At 70.7% G+C, this 21,081-nt stretch carries 12 protein-coding genes; 6 read left to right on the top strand and 6 right to left on the bottom strand.

Annotated elements, in window-relative coordinates; genetic code table 11:
- Window positions 1-2: 2 nt before the first annotated feature.
- On the top strand, window positions 3-1,931 hold the full coding sequence (locus tag ACZ5XS_RS14550) for a rhamnogalacturonan lyase (protein ID WP_468651140.1): 1,929 nt from the start codon (window positions 3-5) through the stop codon (window positions 1,929-1,931).
- 75 nt (window positions 1,932-2,006) lie between these two features.
- Here the strand turns inward: ACZ5XS_RS14550 and ACZ5XS_RS14545 are convergent, their stop codons facing one another.
- The 3 genes from ACZ5XS_RS14545 to ACZ5XS_RS14535 all read right to left on the bottom strand — a co-directional run bounded on the left by ACZ5XS_RS14545 (window position 2,007) and on the right by ACZ5XS_RS14535 (window position 8,627).
- Window positions 2,007-2,618, bottom strand: coding sequence for an MmpS family transport accessory protein (locus ACZ5XS_RS14545; RefSeq protein ID WP_468651138.1), 612 nt, complete (start codon window positions 2,616-2,618; stop codon window positions 2,007-2,009).
- Window positions 2,619-2,767: 149 nt separating this feature from the next.
- Window positions 2,768-5,425, bottom strand: coding sequence for a cellulose binding domain-containing protein (locus ACZ5XS_RS14540; protein WP_468651136.1), 2,658 nt, complete (start codon window positions 5,423-5,425; stop codon window positions 2,768-2,770).
- Between the two features lie 283 nt (window positions 5,426-5,708).
- Window positions 5,709-8,627, bottom strand: coding sequence for a glycoside hydrolase family 48 protein (locus tag ACZ5XS_RS14535; protein WP_468651135.1), 2,919 nt, complete (start codon window positions 8,625-8,627; stop codon window positions 5,709-5,711).
- Between the two features lie 251 nt (window positions 8,628-8,878).
- Between ACZ5XS_RS14535 and ACZ5XS_RS14530 the strand changes: the two genes are divergently transcribed.
- Together ACZ5XS_RS14530 and ACZ5XS_RS14525 are read left to right on the top strand one after the other, a co-directional pair.
- Window positions 8,879-10,360: a cellulase family glycosylhydrolase gene (locus ACZ5XS_RS14530; protein WP_468651133.1), complete on the top strand. Its 1,482-nt coding sequence runs from the start codon at window positions 8,879-8,881 to the stop codon at window positions 10,358-10,360.
- Window positions 10,361-10,467: 107 nt separating this feature from the next.
- Complete coding sequence (locus ACZ5XS_RS14525) at window positions 10,468-12,177, top strand: glycoside hydrolase family 6 protein (RefSeq protein WP_468651131.1); 1,710 nt, start codon at window positions 10,468-10,470, stop codon at window positions 12,175-12,177.
- A 75-nt stretch (window positions 12,178-12,252) separates the two neighbouring features.
- On the opposite strand, the gene ACZ5XS_RS14520 is transcribed toward ACZ5XS_RS14525, so the two are convergent.
- On the bottom strand, window positions 12,253-13,023 hold the full coding sequence (locus tag ACZ5XS_RS14520) for a phytanoyl-CoA dioxygenase family protein (protein ID WP_468651129.1): 771 nt from the start codon (window positions 13,021-13,023) through the stop codon (window positions 12,253-12,255).
- Window positions 13,024-13,197: 174 nt separating this feature from the next.
- On the opposite strand from ACZ5XS_RS14520, the gene ACZ5XS_RS14515 reads away from it, so the two are divergent.
- Window positions 13,198-14,133, top strand: coding sequence for a class I SAM-dependent methyltransferase (locus ACZ5XS_RS14515; protein WP_468651127.1), 936 nt, complete (start codon window positions 13,198-13,200; stop codon window positions 14,131-14,133).
- A 117-nt stretch (window positions 14,134-14,250) separates the two neighbouring features.
- Here the strand turns inward: ACZ5XS_RS14515 and ACZ5XS_RS14510 are convergent, their stop codons facing one another.
- Window positions 14,251-15,666 carry a glycosyltransferase family 39 protein gene (locus ACZ5XS_RS14510; RefSeq protein WP_468651125.1) on the bottom strand — a complete coding sequence of 472 codons (1,416 nt, stop codon included), beginning with the start codon at window positions 15,664-15,666 and terminating at the stop codon, window positions 14,251-14,253.
- Between the two features lie 243 nt (window positions 15,667-15,909).
- On the opposite strand from ACZ5XS_RS14510, the gene ACZ5XS_RS14505 reads away from it, so the two are divergent.
- Together ACZ5XS_RS14505 and ACZ5XS_RS14500 are read left to right on the top strand one after the other, a co-directional pair.
- A complete protein-coding gene (locus ACZ5XS_RS14505; protein WP_468651123.1) occupies window positions 15,910-19,302 on the top strand; it encodes an nSTAND1 domain-containing NTPase in 3,393 nt (1,130 codons plus the stop codon).
- Window positions 19,303-19,431: 129 nt separating this feature from the next.
- Window positions 19,432-20,133 carry an SDR family oxidoreductase gene (locus ACZ5XS_RS14500; protein WP_468651121.1) on the top strand — a complete coding sequence of 234 codons (702 nt, stop codon included), beginning with the start codon at window positions 19,432-19,434 and terminating at the stop codon, window positions 20,131-20,133.
- A 13-nt stretch (window positions 20,134-20,146) separates the two neighbouring features.
- Here the strand turns inward: ACZ5XS_RS14500 and ACZ5XS_RS14495 are convergent, their stop codons facing one another.
- Complete coding sequence (locus ACZ5XS_RS14495) at window positions 20,147-20,848, bottom strand: glycoside hydrolase family 75 protein (RefSeq protein WP_468651119.1); 702 nt, start codon at window positions 20,846-20,848, stop codon at window positions 20,147-20,149.
- Window positions 20,849-21,081 lie beyond the last annotated feature (233 nt).

Raw genomic sequence — 21,081 nt, 5'->3', positions numbered from 1 at the left:
CCGTGCACAACCCGCACCCGCACCCCCGGTCACACCCCCGGACACCCCCGCCCGCGCAGCCGCTCCCGCACCCGCACCGCAGACGCCGAGCGCTCCTCTCGGCGGCCACCGCCGTCGCGGCCCTCGTGGGCGCCGGACTCACCACGTCACTCGGCGCCGACACCGCCGAGGCCGCCACCGCCCGCCAGGTCGAGAAGCTCGACCGCGGAGTCGTCAGCGTGCACACCGACAGCGGCAACCTGGTCAGCTGGCGCTGGCTCGGCACCGACTCGAACGACGTCTCCTTCAACGTCTACCGGGCCGGCACGAAGGTCAACTCCACCCCGGTCACCGGCTCCACGAACTACTTCCACTCCGGCGCCCCCGCCCAGGCCGACTACACGGTCCGCGCCGTCGTCGGCGGCGTGGAGCAGGCCGACTCCGTCCACGCCGTCCAACTGCGCACCGGCTACAAGGACGTGCCCATCACCCCGCCCGCCGGCGGCACCACACCCGACGGCGTCGCCTACACCTACGAGGCCAACGACGCCTCGGTCGCCGACCTCGACGGCGACGGCGCCCTCGACTTCGTCCTCAAGTGGCAGCCCACCAACGCCAAGGACAACTCCCAGTCCGGCTACACCGGCAACACCTTCGTCGACGGCGTCAGGCTCGACGGCACCCGGCTGTGGCGCATCGACCTGGGCCGCAACATCCGCTCCGGCGCGCACTACACGCAGTTCCAGGCGTACGACTACGACGGCGACGGCAAGGCCGAGGTCGCCATGAAGACCGCCGACGGCACCAGGGACGGCACCGGCGCGGTCATCGGCAGCTCGTCGGCCGACCACCGCAACTCCGGCGGCTACGTCCTGTCCGGCCCCGAGTTCCTGACCATGTTCAACGGCCAGACCGGCAAGGCGATGCAGAGCGTCGACTACGTCCCGGCCCGCGGCACCGTGTCCTCGTGGGGCGACTCGTACGGCAACCGAGTGGACCGCTTCCTCGCGGGAACGGCGTACCTGGACGGCTCCCGCCCCTCGCTCGTCATGGCGCGCGGCTACTACACCCGCTCGGTGATCGCCGCCTGGGACTGGCGGGGCGGCGCCTTCACCCGCCGCTGGACCTTCGACACCTCCTCCTCCACCAACGCCGGCAAGGGCTTCGACGGCCAGGGCAACCACAGCCTGTCCATCGCCGACGTCGACGGCGACGGCAAGGACGAGATCGTGTACGGCGCCATGACCGTGGACGACAACGGCTCCGGGCTGTGGACGACCAGGACGGGCCACGGCGACGCCGGCCACGTCGGGGACCTCAACCCCTCGCGGGCGGGCCTGGAGTACTTCAAGGTCTCCGAGAGCACCAGCCGGCCCGGCTCGTGGCTGGCCGACGCACGCACCGGCGCCCTCCTGTGGCAGACGGCCTCCGGTGTCGACAACGGCCGCGGAGTCGCCGCCGACGTCTACGCCGGCAGCGCGGGCGCGGAAGCCTGGTCCGCCTCCGACACCACCCTGCGCTCCGCGACCGGCGCCTCCCTCGGCCGCGAGCCCTCCAGCATCAACTTCGTGAGCTGGTGGGACGGCGACCCGGTCCGCGAACTCCTCGACGCCACCCGCATCGACAAGTACGGCACCTCCGGCGACACCCGCCTGCTGACCGGCGCGGGCGTCCACTCCAACAACGGCACCAAGGCCACGCCGTCCCTGTCCGGCGACATCCTCGGCGACTGGCGCGAGGAGGTCGTCTGGCCGACGTCGAACAACACGGCACTGCGGATCTACTCGACCCCGACCGAGACCAGCACCAAGATCACGACCCTGCTGCACGACACGATGTACCGCACGGCACTGGCCTGGCAGAACACCGCGTACAACCAGCCGCCGCACCCGAGCTTCTTCATCGGCAACGGGATGGCGACGGCACCGCGGCCGACGGTCTACACCCCGTGACCACAGGTGGGTGCGCGCCCCTGAGCAAGACGCGCACCCACCGCTCTGCTCCGGTCCGGCCGGATCCGCTCCGGTCTAGCTGAAGCCGCCGCTGAAGTCGCCGTTGAGCTGGGCGGAGCAGATGTTGTAACCGCCTTGTGCCCGGCCGGACTTCGTCTTGCCATCGATGGTGACGGAACACTGGATGTCGCCGCCGCCCATGAGCTGGGCCGTCACCTGGTAGTAGAGGGCGTCGTCCTGCACGGTCAGGGTCTTCTTCATCGGCAGGCCCTTGCCCTGCAGGTTGGTGCCGTCGCTTCCGTAGGTGATGTCGACACCCGAGGAAGCCGAGCCCCACACCTTGAACACCGCCTTGCCCTCGGGCGCGGTGTCGGTGTCGGTCGTTTCCTTCGCCGGCCGGGCCTGGGCCGTGGTGGTCTTCGTGACGGTCACCGTGGGCGCCGGCTCCGCCTCGGCGGCCGCCTGCGCTCGGGCGGTGACGGTGACCGTGGGGACCGGCTCGGCCGCGGTCTTCTCACCGTCGCCGCCGTTGCCCGCGGATCCGATGCCCGCACCGATGAGCAGGATGACCGCGGCCCCTGGGATGAGGACGCGTTTGCGGGCCCAGGCCGGTACGGGAGAAGGCGGGACGGGCGGGGGCCCGAAGCCGGGCGGCGGCAGAGGTGGCGGCGGTTGGGTGTACGACATGGGCCCCCCTGAGGTGTTTCGTGGGGACTGAGCGTAACGAGGGATGTGAGGAAAGTGTGATGGATGCGTAGAGAAGGTGATGCAGTTTGATCGTCAGTCCGAGGCAAGCGGGAGAGGGCGCGCCCCGGTGTGGGGCGCACCCTCGCACCTCAGGCGAGCGCGCAGGTCTGGTCGCCGCCCAGCTTGAACGCCGCCGGTTTCGTGTTCGTGCCCGACCAGCTACCCGTGAAGCCGAAGCTCACCGACGAGCCCGCCGCCACCGTCCCGTTCCAGCCGACGTTCTTCGCCGTCACCGCCGTACCGGACTGGGCGGTCTCGGCGTTCCAGGCCTGGGTGACCTTCTGGCCCTCGGTGAAGGCCCAGCCGAGTGACCAGCCGTTCCAGGCACTCGACCCGGTGTTGGTGAGCCGCACGTCCGCCTGGAAGCCGCCCGACCACTGATTGGTGACCTTGTACGTCACCGCACAGGCACCGGTCGGGCCGGGGCCCGGTCCCGGATCGGTTCCGCCGCCTCCGGCGTCGGAGCTGTCGCCGTAGATCACCCCGCGGCCGTTCGTCGCCACGTACACGCGGCCGTACACCCGCGGGTCACCGGTGATCGCCGCGCCCGTCCAGCCCCACTCGTGGGCGTCGTCGTTGATGCGGGTCCAGGTCGCGCCCTTGTCCGTGGAGCGGAAGATGCCACGCACTCCGGCGATCTTCGCGCTGGTGTAGAGCGTCTGGTACGACGCCCCCGTCGCCGCCTTGCCGAAGCCGACGGTGTCGGCCTGCTCGACGCCGGAGAGCTTGGTGAAGGTCGCGCCGCCGTCGGTGGAGTGCCACAGCCCGTACGCGCCGTCGCTCGCACCGCCCGCCAGCCACACGTCGCCCTTCGTGCCGGGCAGCGCCTTGAAGCGCACGCTGTCGCCGCTCGGCAGTCCGGTCGCCGAGGACGCGGTGAAGGTCGCGCCGCCGTCCGAACTGACATAGAACTTGCCCGACTTGAAGCCGTAGAAGACCTTCGGGTCCACCCGGTCCGACTCGACGACCGCGCCCGCGGGGATGCCGCTCGACGCCGCCCAGGACGAGCCGAAGCCCGTCGCGTACTGGACGCCCGTGCCGGCCGGGCTCCACACGAACCGGCTGCCGTCGGCCGCCGCCGCGACCGTGCCGCCGCCGCTGACGCCCGAAGGGTCGGTGCCCGCGAACCAGTTGGCGCCGTTGTCCGTCGAGAACGCGATGTGCGGCCCCGAGTCGAGGTTGCCGACCCGGACCACCGTGTTCGGGGTAATCTCGGCGAAGTCCAGGCTGGTCGTCGAGGTGAAGTTCGGCGAGGTGAACATCATCGACGGGACCTTCGTCAGGTCCGTGTGCCGGAAGCCGCCGATGTCACCGAGGGCGCTCAGCAGCGGGGCGCCGGAGGGCGGCGACGCGAGGTCGTTGACCGCCGTCTCCTCCAGTCCCCGCACCATCGGCTCGATGGTGAACCGGCCTCCGCTGTCCCAGTTGGTGAGGTTCTCCGTACCGTAGACCGTCGCGCCGGTCCCGTACATCATCCGGTCCGAGTCGAACGGGTCGATCTCCAGCGCCTCGGTCATCCAGCCGAGTTTCGGGGCCTGCTCGGGCGGCGAGGGGTTCGCACCCCAGGTCAGCCACGGTGAGGACGACACGTCCATCGTGTAGCGGTTCGAGCGGGTGGGATACGAGGTGTAGTCCCACGCCTTCGTCCAGGTCCCGCCGCTGTCCGTGGAACGGAAGATCTGGGTGTCCGGCCACCAGGAGCTGTAGGCGGTGGCCATGACGGTACCGGGCTTCAGCCGGTCCACCGTCAGCCCGCTGAAGCCGTAGTAGGTGTCGGCCTCGGCGACCGGGCTGATGTTCGTCCAGGTGCCGCTCGCGGTCGCGTACCGCCACAACTGGCCCTTGCCGCCGTCGTACGGCCCGCCCTTGTCGCTGTATGCGAGATACAGAAAGCCGTTCGCCGTATCCAGTACGCCCTTGTGCGCGAGGTACCCCGTCGGCTGTCCGGCCAGCCGCGTCCAGGTCGCGCCCGCGTCCGTCGAGCGGTACACCGCGTTGTCCTTGTCGGCGACCCCGACGTAGATCGTCTTCGTCGCGTTCTGGGAGGTGCCCGTCGACTCGTCGAAGGTGACCCACACGATGCCCTGGTTGTCGCTGGCGTACCCGCTGGTGTCGCTCGGGTCCTGGGCGTAGTTGCCGACGTTGGGGAAGCCGGTCACCTGCGACCAGGTGACGCCGGAGTCCGTCGACCGCCACAGGCCCTTGCCGCTCGGCGCGCCGAGGTACAGCACGCTGTTCTTGTTCGGGTCGATCGCCAGCCGCTCGCCCATGCCCCGCCCGGGCATGTTGCCGCCCAGCTTGAAGGGCAGGTCGGTCTTCTGCCAGCTGGCGCCCCGGTCGGAGGACCTGAGCACGGCCCCGTTCCCCGGATCCCAGCTGTTCGTGTACGTGCCGACAGCCGCGTACACCTTGTCCGGGTCCACGGAGTCCGAGGCCAGAGCGGCCACGCCGGTGTGCCCCCAGTCGTCCCAGCCGACGGAGTCCAGCAGGGGCGTCCAGGTCTTCGTCGACTCCTGCCAGCGGTAGGCACCGCCGATGTCGGTACGGGCGTACGCCAGGTTCTTCTCGGTGCGGTTGAAGACGATGCCGGGGACGAAGCCGCCGCCGTCGACGCGCGCGTTCTTCCAGGTGTACGTGTCGGCGGCGATCGCCGGCTTCGCGGGGTCGGCGGCGAGTGCGGGCGGGGTGCCCGCGAGCAGGCCGGCCGCGAGTGCCAGTACGGCCGTGAGGATGCGGGTTCTTCGCACGGTGGGGGACCTTCCTTTCGGGAGGGCCTTGCGGGGAGGGCCGTTCAGAAGGAGTCAGAAGGAGAGCGTGCGAGGGGCCGGGCGGCCCCCAGTGCGGGTGGGGGCCGCCCGGCCAAGTGGCCCCGTCGTCAGGTGACGAGACCGCGCACACGGAGCTTTCAAGCGGTTCCGGGGAAGCGCTGTGAGCTACCGGGCCCCGTCAGGGCGCCGGTGACTGCGCGACCAGCCACACACGGCCGGCAGCCTAAGAACACAGCCCTTCCCGCGGAGCGCTCGGCGGGGGCTATTCGAGAAGCTCCGCGTACGAGCCCATGGCCAGGGCGATGTCCGCCTGGGCCCAGAACCGGTGGTACGTGAAGGAGGGCGCGGCTCCGCCCGCCAGGTAGGCCTCGATCTTCGACCAGGCCGGGTCGTCCTCGTAGAAGGAGCGGATGGAGTCGAAGGTCGACGACGCGTTGATCGCGTCGCCGTTCGGCATGGTGCCGGTCCAGCCGCTCGGGACGGTCACGGCGTCGTCGAAGCGGTTGTAGTCGGCGCGGGTCTCCGGGACGGCGATGCCGAGGTCGTCCTGGTAGTTGTCCCACATGCCGTCGAGGAGCGCCTTGGCCGTGGCCGCTGCCTGGGTGTCACCGGAGCGGTCCGCGTAGTACGTCAGGGTCTTGGCGTACGCGGCGGCCACACCGACGTCGTTGGTGTAGTCGGCGACGGTGACGTGCAGACCGTTGTTGGCGCCGGGGTTGGTGGCGTTCCAGGTGTCGGGCTGGCCCGACCACTGGAGCGTCGAGGGGATCAGATAGGTGCCGTCCGGGTTGACCGTGGTCTTGGACAGTGCCCAGTCGACCCACTTGTCGAGGACGACCTTGGCGTCCGCGTCACCCGTCTGCTGGTAGTACTCGGCGACCCGCTCCATCGACCACGCCTGGAAGCCGAACCACTGGTTGGACGGCGGGTCGTGGTAGACGGGCTGCTGGTCGTAGTACATGCCGTAGAACGTCGACTTCCCGGCCGGCGGCGTCGCGTAGCGGCCCGCCCAGCTGTTGGTCGCACCGCCCGCGATGGCCCCCTCGTCCGACTGCAGCCAGCGGTAGAACTCCAGCTGCCGGTCGAGCGACTTGGCCCAGTCCGCCTGCCCCGTCGCCGACTTGGGCTTCAGGTCGGCGTAGCTGCTCAGCGCGTACGCGGCCAACGGGTTCTGGTAGCCGCCGTGCGCGTGGCTGGAGCCGATGCGCCAGGCCCAGCCGGCCGAGGTGTCGGTGGCGCCGCCCCAGGCGTAGTACCAGGACATCAGGTACATCGAGGCGTCCTTGCCGGTGCCGGCCGCACAGGTCGACGGCCCGACGCAGTTGCCGATCTTCTTGAAGTACTTGTCGTACATGGAGTAGCGCAGGTAGTCACCCATCTTCGCGGCCTTGCCGACGGTCGCGGAGACGTCACCGCCCTTGCCCTGCTCCTTCGCCCAGATGTCCGCCCAGTACGCGGCCTGCACGGCCCGCGCGTCGGCGTCCGGGGCGTTGGTGAACTTCCACTGCTTGGCGTACGACGCGTCACCCGTGAACAGGTCCAGGTAGCCGTTCTTCCCGCCGTACTTGAAGGCGTCGCACGTCGGCTGCGGCACCGTCTCCCACACCGACTCCTGCGCGCCGCGCTGGAAGGTGTTGATGTACGACGGCCCGGTGTCCGTCGGGCCCGCCTCACACTTGCCCGGCGAGTTGCCGTAGCCGTAGACGTTGTCGACGTCCTGCAGCCAGTGCATACCGTAGACGTCGTCCGTACCGTATGCGGTCTTCAGTTCACCGGCGATGGGATCCGAACCGACCGAGGCCGACGCGTCGAGCTTCGCCGGGTACTCGCCCGGGGTGTCCAGCTCGGGCGCGTACGTCGCCGGCTTCGAGGCGTTGTAGAAGGAGTTGGTGGGCTGGTCGGCGTGGGTCGGGATCATGAACTTCTCCATGATGTCCCAGGCGCCGTTGAACTTCGTCCAGTCGCCGGTGACCTTGCCGTACATGGCCTGCAGCCACAGCAGGTAGCTGTATGCCTCCGACGTCGTCTCGTGCCCGTGGTCCGGAGCCTCGACGATCAGCGTCTCGACCGAGTGGTAGGGGATGCCCTCGGGGGAGAAGTAGCCGCTGGCCGGGTTGGTGATCTTGCCGTACAGCTCCAGGAAGCGGGCGTCGTACTCCTTCGACGCCGCGATCTGCGTGACCGTCACCGTGGACTTCCCGTGCCCGGCGGCCGTCGACTCGAAGGTCGCCGCACCGGTGCCGGAGGCGTCGGCCGTGATGGTCACCTTCTGCGCGGTGTTCCAGTTCGACGGGGTGAAGGTGAGCGACGCCCCGCCGGTCACCGACAGACCCGTGTTGCCGCCGGTGCGGGCGGTCGTGACCGTCACGTTGGCGGACGGCTGGGTCGACAGCTTCACGTCGAACGTGCCCGTCTTGCCCTGCTGGACGGCCAGCTGGTTGGTCGAGGCCACCACCGCGGGACCCGACGCGACGGTGATGCCGACCGGCGTGGACTCCGCGGACGCGCCCAGACTGTCGTACCCCTTCGCGAGGAGCGAATGACTGCCCACGGTCAAACTTGAGACCGAGAGTGAGTACGGCGCCGTCGTGTCCGTGCCCAGCAGCGTGGTGTCGTCGTAGAACTCCACCTTGCTGATCGTCGCGCCGTCCGCGGCCGCGGCGGTCGCGGCGAGCGGGACCGCGTCCCCCCGCGTGTAGACCGCACCCGCCGCCGGGCTGGTCAGCACGGTGATCGGCGGCTGGTGCGCACCCGTACAACTGGTGCCGTTCACCGCGAAGCCGGCCGGATTCGCGTTCGTGCCGCTGTAGGTGAACTGCGCTCCGGTGGAGACGGCGGCACCCACGGCGATCGTGCCGTTGTACGACGCGTTCTTCACCGTGATCGCCTGGCCCGACTGGGACCAGGAGCCGTTCCAGCCGGTGCCGCTGAGCTTCTGGTTGCCCGCGTAGCTGTAGGTCAGGGTCCAGCCGGCGATGGGATCCGTGCCGCGGTTGGTGATCGTCAGGTCCGCGGTGAAACCGGAGCCCCAGTCGTTCGTCCTGTAGTCGACGCTGCACTGAAGCGGCGCCGCCTGCGCGGGAGTTGAACCCGTACTCAGCATCGTGAACGGAAGTGCCAAGGCCGCCACGACGGCGGTCCACAGACGCCGGGCGGTCCGGCGTCCTGTTCTGGGGGCCATGTGCTGGTTCCTCCTCGCGGGTCGGAACTGTCAAGGCTTGAACCAGTGGGAGCGCTCCCATAGTGGGGACGGGGGTGGGAGGGGTCAAGGTGCTTGAAGAGTCGAAAAGATTCGACAAGAGACGTTGAGGGAAAGTCAGTTACTCCTCTGTTCTTTGCCGTCACTTGGCGCTAGCTTCGTTGACACCAGTGGGAGCGGTTCCATCAGTCGACGCGTCCGTCACGACGCGCCCGAACTGCAAGGAGTCGCTCATGCGACACCCCCCGCGTTCAGTACTTTTAGCCGTCGCCGGAGCGATCGCACTTGTCGGGTCCATGACCGTCACGGCGGTCACGGCGTCCGGCGCCGCACCCGCCTGCACGGTGGACTACTCCGTCACCAGCCAGTGGGACTCCGGCTTCCAGGGCGCTGTCAGGATCACCAACAACGCAGCATCCGTAAGCAGTTGGAAGCTGACGTTCGACCTCACAGGCGGCCAGAAGGTCAACCAGGGCTGGAACGCCAAGTGGTCCCAGTCCGGTACGACCGTCACCGCCGCCAACGAGAGCTACAACGGCTCGCTCGGCACCGGCGCGAGCATCAGCGCCGGGTTCCTCGCCTCCACGTCGGGGAGCAGCGCCGTACCGACGTCGTTCCAGCTGAACGGCACCACCTGCAACGTCGACACCGAACCGTCGCCCACGCCGGATCCGACAAACCCCCCGGATCCCGGTGACGGCACGGCACCCGTACTACGCGTTCTCGGCAACAAGCTCGTGGACGCCGAGGGCGACACCCGCCGCATGCTCGGCGTGAACCGGTCCGGCGGCGAGTTCATGTGCGTCCAGGGCCGCGGCATCTTCGACGGCCCGGTCGACGACGCCTCCGTCAAGGCGATCGCCGACTGGAACGCCAACACCGTCCGCATCCCGCTCAACGAGGAGTGCTGGCTGGGCCTTTCAAACATCCGACCCGAGTACGCCGGCGCCCACTACATCAACGCCGTCAAGGACCTGGTGGCGAAGGTGAGGGCGCACGGCATGACGCCGATGCTCGAACTGCACTGGACCCACGGCCAGTACACCGGCAACTCCGCGGGCTGCGCGGACGTGTACGCCAGCTGCCAGAAGCCGATGCCCGGCATGCGGTACACCCCGGACTTCTGGTCCTCGGTGGCGAACACCTTCAAGGACGACCCGACCGTCGTCTTCGACCTGTTCAACGAGCCCTACCCGGACCGCGCCACCTCCACGACCACCCAGGCGTGGCAGTGCTGGCGGGACGGCGGCACCTGCTCCGGCATCGGATACGAGGTCGCCGGTATGCAGGATCTCGTGGACAGCATCCGCGAGACCGGCGCCAAGAACCTGATCCTGGCCGGCGGGCTCGCGTACTCGAACGACCTGAGCCAATGGCTCACGTACAAGCCCACCGACCCGGCGGGCAATCTCGCCGCCGCCTGGCACGTGTACAACTTCAACGCCTGCTCCAACGAGAGCTGCTGGAACTCCACGCTCGCCCCGGTCGCAGCCCAAGTGCCGCTCATAGCCGGGGAGATCGGCGAGAACACCTGCTCGCACGGCTTCATCGACCAGGTCATGAAGTGGTTCGACGACCGCGGCCTGTCGTACCTGGGCTGGACCTGGAACACCTGGAACTGCAACACCGGTCCCGCCCTGATCTCCGGTTACGACGGCACACCCACGGCGTTCGGAATCGGGCTGCGCGACCATCTGCGCGCCCTGAACGGCTGACAACTCCCGCAACCGGGTGACCCGCGACCGAGTCACCCAGAGCCAAGTCACCCGCAACCAAGCCACCCGCAACCGAGTCACCCGCAACCGCGAAGGAACCCGCACTCATGAGTCGTACCAGAACCGCGATGCTCGCTGCCCTGGCGCTGGTCGCCGGGGCCTCCGGGACGGCCTTCGCCGTCGTTCCCGGGGACGTCGGCGCCGCCGCCATCCCCTGCACCGTCGACTACAAGGTGCAGAACCAGTGGGACACCGGCTTCACCGCCGCCGTCACCGTCACCAACAACGGGGCCGCCAAGTCCAGTTGGGCGGTGAAGTGGTCGTACGCCGGAAACCAGAAGGTCACCAGCGGCTGGAACGCCAAGGTCAGCCAGAGCGGCACCGCCGTCACCGCCGCCAACGAGTCCTACAACGGCACGCTCGCCACCGGCGGTTCGGCCAGCTTCGGCTTCCAGGGCACCTACAGCGGCACCAACGCCCTCCCCGCCACCTTCACCCTCGACGGCGTGACCTGCAACGTCGACAACGGCGGCGGCGGTCCCACCGATCCGCCGGACCCCACCGGCCCCAAGGTCGACAACCCGTACTCCGGCGCCAAGGTCTACGTGAACCCGGAGTGGTCCGCGAAGGCCGCCGCCGAGCCGGGCGGCAGCCGCATCTCCAACCAGCCCACCGGAGTCTGGCTGGACCGCATCGCCGCGATCAACGGCGTCAACGGCGGCATGGGCCTGCGCGACCACCTCGACACGGCGCTGACGCAGAAGGGCACCGGCGAACTCGTCGTCCAGCTCGTCATCTACAACCTGCCCGGCCGCGACTGCGCCGCCCTCGCCTCCAACGGCGAACTCGGCCCGACGGAGATCGACAAGTACAAGACTCAGTACATCGACCCGATCGCCGCGATCCTCGCCGACCCCAAGTACGCCGCGCTGCGGATCGTCAACACCATCGAGATCGACTCGCTGCCCAACCTCGTCACCAACACCGGCAGCCGCCCCACGGCCACGCCGCAGTGCGACGTGATGAAGGCCAACGGCAACTACCAGAAGGGCGTCGGCTACGCCCTGAACAAGCTCGGTGACGCACCCAACGTCTACAACTACATCGACGCCGGCCACCACGGCTGGATCGGCTGGGACGACAACTTCGCCCCCAGCGCCGCCCTGTTCAAGGAGGCGGCGACCACGGAGGGCGCCACCGTCAACGACGTCCACGGCTTCATCACCAACACGGCCAACTACAGCGCACTGAAGGAGAACAACTTCACCATCAACGACACCGCGGGCGGCAAGTCGGTCCGCGAGTCGAAGTGGGTCGACTGGAACCGGTACGTCGACGAACTGTCCTTCGCCCAGGCGTTCCGCAACCAGCTCGTCACCACCGGCTTCAACTCCGGCATCGGCATGCTGATCGACACCTCCCGCAACGGCTGGGGCGGCACCGCACGGCCCGCCGCACCGGGCGCCACGACCACCGTGGACACCTACGTCGACGGCGGCCGCTACGACCGCCGTATCCACATCGGCAACTGGTGCAACCAGGCCGGAGCCGGCCTCGGTGAGCGCCCGCAGGCCAGCCCGGCCGCCGGGATCGACGCGTACGTGTGGATGAAGCCTCCGGGCGAGTCCGACGGTTCGAGCCAGTTCATCGAGAACGACGAGGGCAAGGGCTTCGACCAGATGTGTGACCCGGCCTACAAGGGCAACCCGCGCAACGGCAACAACCCGTCCGGCGCTCTGCCGAACTCCCCGCTGTCGGGGCACTGGTTCTCGGCACAGTTCCAGGAGCTCATGAAGAACGCCCACCCGGCGCTCTGACCCACCGCTGGATGCCTCAAGTCCCGTGAAACACCGGCCAGTTCACTGAAAGTTGCCTGACGTGATCCGCCGGGGTCAGCCCTCCCGGGCCAGACCCCGGCGGATCGCGAACTCCACCGCCGAGTAGTCGCCGTCCTCACGCTCCAACTCGTAGGGCACGGCGGGATACAGCGGCGGCTGCGCCATGAAGCGGGGCCGCGTGCCGTGATGCGGCTGCGCGGCATGCACCAGGAACGGATGACAGACGTACACGTCGCCGGGGCGGCCGGTGGCGTACGCCACCGGCCGATGCGCGGAGGCCGCCGCCACCTTCGGACCGAGCTCCATGAACGAGGCGCCCTCATCGCCGTAAGGCTCCAGCACCCGCGGTACGTCCAGGTGCGAGCCCACCCGGACACGGGTCGGCGCGTCCGCCTCGGTGACCTCGGTGAACAGAAACAGCATCAGCAGAGCGCGATCCCTCGAGCGCAGGTTCGTGTGATACGCCGCGGCGCCCTCGGGGAGATAGCTGCCCTCGATGTGCCAGCCCGCGTCGTCCGGCTCCTCCTCGTGCGGGAAACGCAGCGGAAAGCTGCCCAGCGAATAACGCGGCTCCCAGCGCCCCTCGCCGACCAGCAGGTCGAACGCCTCATGCAGGGCAGGGGAGTTGGCAGCCGCCGCGAACGGCCCCTGCGCCAGGCCGGCCACCCAGTGCACCGGGGCCTTCCAGGTCGCCGGGTCCTCGGCGTCGTATCCCGTCTCCTGCCACAGCAGCCGGACGCAGTCCTCGGCGACGCGCGGCGGGAAGGCGCTCTCGATTTTCACCAAGCCGTCCGCGAGGAAACGCTCCACCAGCTCGTCGTCCATACGGTCATCCTGGGCATCCGGTCTCCCACGGCGCACCTCATTTTCGCAGCCGCCCGCCGCCTGTCGCCCGCCGCTTGCCCAGGACGCCGTCTTTTTGCCGTCGCGGCAACAGCGGTGGCCTCCCGGCGGTGCGTCGGCGCACTCTGGCCGCATCCGGACGAGAGGCTGACTTCCATGGCGCACCACCACGAGCACGATGCCGACGACGGGCACGACTACGAGCACGAGCACGACGTCAGTCATGGCCACCGTCATGGCCACGGCGACACGGACATCGACTGGAACGAGATGGCCCCTCGGCTGGAGAGCCAGGCGGAGCTGTTCACTCCCCTGTACGAGCGGGCCCTGGCGTGGCTCGGTCACAAGCAGACCGAGCCCGGACTGATCGTCGACGCGGGCAGCGGACCTGGCGTCGTCTCCTGCCTGCTCGCCGACGCCTTCCCCGGCGCCCGGGTCGTCGCCGTCGACGGCACCGAACCGCTGCTGGAACGGGCCCGCGCCCGCGCCGGACGCCTCGGCGTCGCCGACCGTTTCGACACCCTCGCCGGTGAACTCCCCGGTGTTCTCGACGACGTGGAGTATCCCGCCGACCTGCTGTGGGCCAGCCGCAGTCTGCACCACCTCGGCGACCAGCGTGCCGCCCTCACCGCCTTCGCGGCCCGGCTCGCACCCGGCGGCACGCTCGCCCTTCTGGAGGGCGGCCTGCCCGCCCGGTTCCTGCCCCGCGACATCGGCATCGGACGGCCCGGACTGCAGGCACGCCTCGACGCGCTCGAGGAGGAGTGGTTCGCGAGGATGCGCGCGGACCTGCCCGGTACCGTCGCCGAGACCGAGGACTGGCCGGCGCTGATGACAGCCGCCGGCCTCCGGCCGACCGGCACCCGCAGCTTCCTGCTCGACCTGCCCGCCCCGACGACGGACCGGGCCCGCGCTTACGTCGCCGCCTCACTCCAGCACCTCCGCGACGGCTTCGGCGACCGCCTCGACGCCACCGACCGTGCCACCCTCGACCGGCTCCTGGATCCAGAGGACCGGGCGAGCGTGCACCTGCGGCCCGATGTCTTCTTGCTGGCGGCGCATACGGTGTACACGGCTGTACGTGTGGGATGAAGGCGTGTACCGGATTCAGTCGCCGGTCGCCGGTCGACCGTCTGCCGTCGCCCGCGTACGCGCCGCATCCCGTATGCGCTTCCTGTATACGGGATGCGGTCGACCGCGGGCGGTCGGTCAGCAACGGCCCGGCCGGGCGTACACCGTGATCCGGGCCCCCAGGGCATGCCGTGTACGACATGCGACGAAGTACGTGGCGAGCACCCGCCGCTTGACCGCCTCCTGCGGCACGTGATCCACCGGTTGCCCGGCAGGGTCGCCCACTGCGAGGATCCGCGCCGCCGCGAGCATGCGGGCGCGTAGGACGGCGGCCGGCACCTCCGTGCCGTACAGCGTGTACGAGGCGACCGGACCGCGGTCCAGGGCGAGATCGCGCAGGCCGCGAACGGACCCCGGGTCGGGAAGCGTCCACACGCGGCGCCGGGAAGGCAGGAAGACGACCCCGTCGGCGTCCCCGCCCACCGAGCGGACGGCCGCGGCTATGGCGGTGGCGTCGTCGGTACGGCTCTGTGGTGCGCGCAGTTGCAGGGTGGTCGGCAGCAGCGCCAGTACGGCTGCCCCGGCGGCGAGTACGGCGACGGTCCGGATCCGGCCGGCCGCGCGGACGAGCCGGTCGAGTGCGGCCCCGACCAGCAGGGCGGTGCCCGCATGGCCGTAGAGGACGTAGCGGTCGACGTACAGCGGCTTGACCAGTGAGACCAGCAGGAGCAGAAGCCCAGGCAGGGCGAGCAGTGGCAGCGCCAGTGCGGTGAGCCCCATGTTCTCCGGGCTTCGGCCGCCGCCCCGGAGCAGTGCCGCACAGGCCACTCCGAGCACGGTCACCCCGGCGAAACCGATGAGGGCGCCGGCCCCGACGCCACCGATCCACGCCACCTGGTCCGACTGGCGCATGCTCAGCGCGACCAGTGGAGCGATGCCCGTACAGACCGCGAGCGCCACCAGGAAGCCCGTGCGGCGGGCCGCGCGGGGCAGCGCCACCAGGTGTGCGGCCAGGACCAGCACGGCGAACTCGTGCAGCAGGCATGCCGCCAGCACGACCATGCCGTAGGCGGCCCAGGCTCCGCCCGTGCGCCGCCGAGCGGCTCGCACCAGCAGGTAGGACGCCCAGACGACCAGGGCGCAGACGAGTGCATACGATCGACCCTCTTGTGCATACCGCTGGACCGGCGGCAGCAGCGCGAAGACGACCCCGGCGACAAACCCCGCTCGCGGTCCCGCGAGACGCCGCCCCAGCAGCACCAGCGTCCCCGTCGCCGCGGCGGTCGCCAGCACCGACGGCAGACGCAGCACCAGCAGCGGATCCGTCCCGTCGAACAGCCGGAACAGGCCGTGCTGAAGCAGGTAGTACAGCCCGTGCACGGCGTCGACCTCGGCCAGCGTCGCCCACAGGTCGGGCAGCGAACGCCGTGCCATGTCGTACGTCACCACCTCGTCCCGCCACATGCTCCCCTCCCGCCGGAGGCCCCACAGACCGAGAGCGAGGGAGAGCGCGACCGGAACGAGCGTGTGCCACGGGGTCAATGGACGAGGCACGACGGCAGGCTCGGGCGGCAACCGGTCGGGCCCGAGGAGAAGTCCTGGAGTGTGTGTGGTGGCGATGGCTGACTCCGGTGCGAGGCGGGAGGCGCGAGGCCCCGGGTGCGGGCCGGGCGACGGCGTGCACCGACGAGTCCAGGCGACGGCGGATTGTTGGGCAGCCCCGGTTCGGAGCACCAATCAATCGGCTCAGGCTGGTTGTTAGCGTGTGGGACGGCCGGGAACGAGGGGGAGACACGCATGGGGCGCCGGGAGAAACCGCTGGATCCTGGGGCGGGAGCGGTACAGCGCTTCGCCTACGAGCTGCGCAAGCTGCGCGACGAGGCGGGCACCCCGACCTACCGTGCGATGGCAGACCGCGCCGGCTACTCCGCGCCCACGCTCTCCGCCGCCGCGTCCGGCGAGCGGCTGCCGACCCTGCCGGTCCTCCTGGCCTACGTCGCCGCGTGTGGGGGCGACCCCGGTGAGTGGGAGGGCCGCTGGCGGGAGACCGTCTCCGACTCGGCCGACGCCCGCGCGTCCGACGGCACCGACGGCGACAGCCCTTATCCGGGGCTCGCCCGTTTCGAGACCGGCGACGGGGAGCACTTCCACGGCCGGGACGATCTGGTCACCGAACTGCTCCGGCTCACCTCTCGCACGCGGTTCGCGGCGATCGTCGGCGCCTCCGGGAGCGGTAAGTCGTCGCTGCTGCGGGCGGGGCTGGTGCCGGCGTTACGGCTGACAGAAGGCAGTCGACTGCATACAGTCGACCCCCCACCGCGCATCGCCGTCATTCGCCTGTTCACCCCGGGCCCGCACCCCGCCCGCACCCACGAAGCCCTGTTCACCCCGCACGACACACCGGGCGACACACTCCTCGTCGTCGACCAGTTCGAGGAAGTCTTCACGCTGTGCGCGGACACCGCCGAACGTGCCCTCTTCCTCTCCCGGCTGCTCGCGGCGACGGACCCGGACTCCGGGCTGCGCGTCGTGATCGCCGTACGTGCCGACTTCTACGGCCGCTGCGCGGATCACGGGCCGCTCGCCAAGGCGCTGCGGGACTCCGTACTGCTCGTCGGGCCGATGTCGGCGCGGGCGTTGCGGGAGGCGGTGGTACGGCCGGCCGTCGCGCGTCGGCTCGTGGTCGAACGCGCCCTGACCGCCCGGATCGTGGCGGACGTGGCCGGAGAACCGGGCGGTCTGCCGCTGATGGCCCACGCGCTGCGTGAGGTCTGGCGCCGACGCGTCGGCAGGACGCTGACCCTGGCCGCCTACGAGGCCGTCGGCGGCGTCCAGGGAGCCGTCGCGCACACCGCGGAGGCCGTCCACGCCCGGTGCACGCCCGCCGAAGCCGCCGCCCTGCGCGCACTGTTGCTGCGGCTGGTGAACCCCGGCGACGGCACCGAGGACACCCGCCGCCCCGCCGGCCGCAAGGAACTCGACGCCGACGAGACGACCGCCCGCGTCCTGGAACGCCTCGTCGCGAGTCGGCTGTTGACCGTCGACGGTGACACGGTGGACCTCGCGCATGAGGCACTGCTCGGCGCCTGGCCACGCCTGCGCGGCTGGCTGGACGAGGACCGCGAACGGCTGCGTCTGCACCGCCGGCTCACCGAAGCGGCCTACATCTGGGCCGAGTTGGACCGCGACGCGGGCGCGCTCTACCGGGGCACCCGGCTGACCGAGGCCCGCGAGACCTTCGGTGACGGGGGCGAAGAGGGCGTGCCGCACGCGGAGTTGAACCGGCTCGAGCGTGCGTTCCTGGCCGCGAGTGTCGCGGCGTACGAGCACGGTCGGCGGGTCGCGACCCGGGCGGCGCGCCGGCTGCGTGCGCTGTCCGGTGCGCTGGCCGTGTTGCTGTGTCTGGCCGTGGTCGCGGGCCTGGTGGCCTGGCGGCAGAACGAGGTCAGCGCACGGCAGCGCGACGAGGCCGAGGCCCGCAGCGCCGCCGCGCTGGTCGACACGCTGCGTTCCACCGAGCCGCGCACCGCGATGCGCCTGGCGCTCGCCGCGTGGCGCACCGCCGACCTGCCCGAGACGCGGGAGTCCCTGCGGACGGCGGCGGCGCAGAGCGAACAGGACGTGTTCGTCCAGCCCGAGGTGGGCTCACGCGCGCTCAACGCGCCCGCCTGGCTCAGCCGGGACGGCAGGATCCTGACGACCGTCGTCCATGACCAGGCCGTGCAGTGGGACGTGGCGAAGCACCGGCGTATCCGTTCCGTGGAGCGCAAGGGCCTGTCGGAGCGGGTGGTCGGCGCCGGCCCGGACGGCCGGTCGGTCGCGTACCGTAGCGCCGACGGCGGCGGCATGGTGATCGCCGGGCTGGCGGACGGCAGCACACGTCATCTGCCGACCGGCTCGTGGGGAGACACCGACGTCGCCTTCGGGGAGAGCGGGCGCACGTTCCTGGTACGGCGTCCCGTCCGCGGCTCGGACAGCGGCCGGGCGACCCTCGACCTGTGGGACATACGGCGGCAGAGGCTGCTGTTCCGGTACGAGCGGGGCAGCGACGACGGCCCGCTGCCCGTGCTGAGCCGCGACGACCGTCATATCGCCTGGTGTGCGCGGGACGGCGACCAGTTGAAGGTCCTCGACGTCGCCGAAGGGCGCCTCGTCGCCACGCCGGTGCCCCGGGCGACCGAGCGGGCACTGTGCCAGGGGGATCTCACCTTCACCTCCGACCAGCGGGCGCTGGCCTCCGGCACCTCCGAGGGGATCGTGACGTGGGACTTCCGTGCCGGCCGGGAACGTCCCCGGCTGCCGATGGCGGGCGGCGCGCACGTCGTGGAGTTCGCCGGCGCCTATGCCCTGGCCTGGGGAAAGGGCGCCTTCACCCTGTGGCGTACGGACCTTCCGGACCCGGCGGACGACAGCCCACGCGAGCCGCTGCTCACCTATCCCGTGGCCGGTTCCGGGATCGGTGACCTCCGGCTGGATCCCGACAAGGGTGTGCTGCGCTACCGGGAAGGCGGACGGACCAACATCGTGAACACCCTCTCGCTGCACGGGCTGATGGACAGGGGCTGGCGGGACGAGCCGGCGCCCGAGGCGACAGAGCCCGTCACCGTCGCCGGGGCGCAGATCGTGGCGCTCGACACCACCGGCCGTACCGGACTGACGCCGGAGGGAACGCTCGTCGACGCGTCGACGGGCAAGCGCCGCAAGGGGGCCGGGGGAGTCGACGGCGAGGACTATCTCACCACCGCCGTCTTCAGCCGGGACGGCGGATACCTCGCCGCAGCCGACTACCAGGGCCGCCTCACCCTGTGGGACGCGCACGCCTGGCGCAGGATCGCCGTCCTGCGGGCCGTCGGGTCCACCGTGCAGGGGGTGGCGCCGGCGTTCTCCGCCGACGGTTCGCTCCTGGCGGCCGGCGCGCCCGACGGCTCCGTGCAGGTGTGGGAGACGGCCTCGCCCGCCCTGTCCCCGGCCACGCTGCCGGCCGGGGACGGGCCGGTCCGAACGCTCCGGTTCACGGCGGACGGCGGCCGGTTGCGCATCGCCACGCCCCATCTCGCCGAGCGCACCCGCCCGTCGGCGGCGAAACGGGCGGCGGACGAGGTGTGCGTACGAGCGCAACGCGGACTGACCGAGGCCGAGTGGCGCCGCTACTTCCCCTCGGCCGAGTACCGCGGCACCTGCGGCTCGTGAACCGCCCCTGCCCACTGCCCCTCCCGAACGGAACTCCACCGCGGGCCCCTTGACTTCGAGAGCGCTTCAACTGATGGACTCCCCGTCGTCAACCCGAAGGCAAGCTCCACCGAAGTTCCAGGGGGAACCATGACCGACTCTCCGGTCGCGCTCATCACCGGCGGCGGCAGCGGTATCGGCGCCGCGGTCGCCCGGCGGCTGCTCGACGCCGGCGGGCGCGTGGCCGTCACCGGCCGCAGCGAGGCACGACTGCGTGGCTTCGCCGAGGAACTCGGCCGTCCCGACGGTCTGTTGACGCTCGTCGGCAACGCGGCCGAGTACGACAGTATCCAGTCGGCTGTCGACCGTACACTCAAGGAATACGGCCGACTGGATACCGTCGTCGCCAACGCCGGCTTCGCCACCCACGACTCCGTCGCGGACGGCGACCCCGCCGGATGGACCGAGATGGTGCTGACCAACGTCCTCGGCCCCGCGCTGCTCATCCGCGCATCGATCGACGCCCTGAAGGAGACCCGGGGGCGGATCGTGCTCGTCGGCAGTGTCGCCGGTTTCGTGCCGACTCCGGGCAACATCTACGGGGCGACGAAGTGGGCGGTGACCGGTCTGGCCGAGAACACCCGCCGGCAGGTGACGGAGTTCGGCGTGGGCGTGACCCTGATCGCGCCCGGCCGGGTGGAGACCCCGTTCTGGGACGGTTACGGCAGCCTGCCGCCCGGGCATCTGCTCACCGCCGACCAGATCGCCGACTCCGTCGTGTGGGCCATGGGGCAGCCCGCCGGCGTCGACGTCAACACGGTCGTCGTACGGCCGATCGGGCAGCCCAACTGAAGAAAGACGGCGGTCAGTTGTCGCGGAGGAACCGCTTCGCCAGCCGCTCGCCCAGGGGTACCGCCGCCGTGCGGCTCTCGATGGGGGACACCCGGGAGTTCTTGAACAGGAGGTACGTCACTCCTGAGCCCGTGCCGCCCGTCGCGGGGTCCGGGTCGATGCCGAGGGCCCGTGCGGTGGCGTAGGAGGCCTCGCCGATGATCCTTGTGGGGCCGGTGTCGCCGACGACGGCGTACTGGACCTTCCCGTCGTGGATCACCGCGACCACGCCGCCGCCCCTGATGCCCGCGCGGGCGGGGTTCCAGATGCCGCTCGCCGCGGGCACGACGACGTACGGCAGGGTGTCGGAGCGCAGGGGCCTGCCGTCGGACTGGTGGAAGGCGGTGTCGGCGTGGAACCAGGGGTCGGTCCGCTCGTTGCACTTCGCGGTGCGTCGGCCGTCGCAGTCGATGTCCATGTCGGCCTTCCAGAACACCGCGCCCTTCTTGCCGCACACCGGGACGGTGGCCCGGGTGTTCGCGTCGGTGCGGTACCTGCCGCGCGAGATCTGCTTGCAGGACGTCACCTTCGCGAGCAGGTCGGCCGCGCTGACCGGGCCTCCCCGTGCGTGCGCCGGGCGCGGGGCGGCGTGGGCGCTCGCGGAGGGCGGCAGTTGCCCGGCTGCGAGCAGGGCGGCGGCGGGGAGCGCGGCGAGGGTCAGGGTGCGCAGGTGCACGGCGAGGGGCCCTTCCTTAGGGAAACGCGGTAAGGAAATCGGTTGATAACGAGTCCCTACCATGTGGATCCGGGGTGGCCCGCCGACATGGCCGCGTCCGTCCCCCGCGTGGGGGGCGGACATGGCAGCGGGGGGGGGGGGGGGGGGGGGGAGGAGGGGGGGGGGGGAGGGGGGGGGGGGGGGGGGGGGGGGGGGGGGGGGGCGGGGGTGGGGTTGGTGTTCCCCCCCTCTCC

This window comes from Streptomyces sp. NPDC033131 (genome assembly GCF_055578365.1).
This window is presented reverse-complemented; position numbering and strand designations above follow the sequence as displayed.

Excerpts from the sequence above, each read along its gene's own strand:
- ACZ5XS_RS14545 (WP_468651138.1), bottom strand. The coding sequence starts at position 2,618 with ATGTCGTACACCCAACCGCCGCCACCTCTGCCGCCGCCCGGCTTCGGG.
- ACZ5XS_RS14535 (WP_468651135.1), bottom strand. The coding sequence starts at position 8,627 with ATGGCCCCCAGAACAGGACGCCGGACCGCCCGGCGTCTGTGGACCGCC.
- ACZ5XS_RS14530 (WP_468651133.1), top strand. The coding sequence starts at position 8,879 with ATGCGACACCCCCCGCGTTCAGTACTTTTAGCCGTCGCCGGAGCGATC.
- ACZ5XS_RS14525 (WP_468651131.1), top strand. The coding sequence starts at position 10,468 with ATGAGTCGTACCAGAACCGCGATGCTCGCTGCCCTGGCGCTGGTCGCC.
- ACZ5XS_RS14520 (WP_468651129.1), bottom strand. The coding sequence starts at position 13,023 with ATGGACGACGAGCTGGTGGAGCGTTTCCTCGCGGACGGCTTGGTGAAA.
- ACZ5XS_RS14515 (WP_468651127.1), top strand. The coding sequence starts at position 13,198 with ATGGCGCACCACCACGAGCACGATGCCGACGACGGGCACGACTACGAG.
- ACZ5XS_RS14505 (WP_468651123.1), top strand. The coding sequence starts at position 15,910 with ATGGGGCGCCGGGAGAAACCGCTGGATCCTGGGGCGGGAGCGGTACAG.
- ACZ5XS_RS14500 (WP_468651121.1), top strand. The coding sequence starts at position 19,432 with ATGACCGACTCTCCGGTCGCGCTCATCACCGGCGGCGGCAGCGGTATC.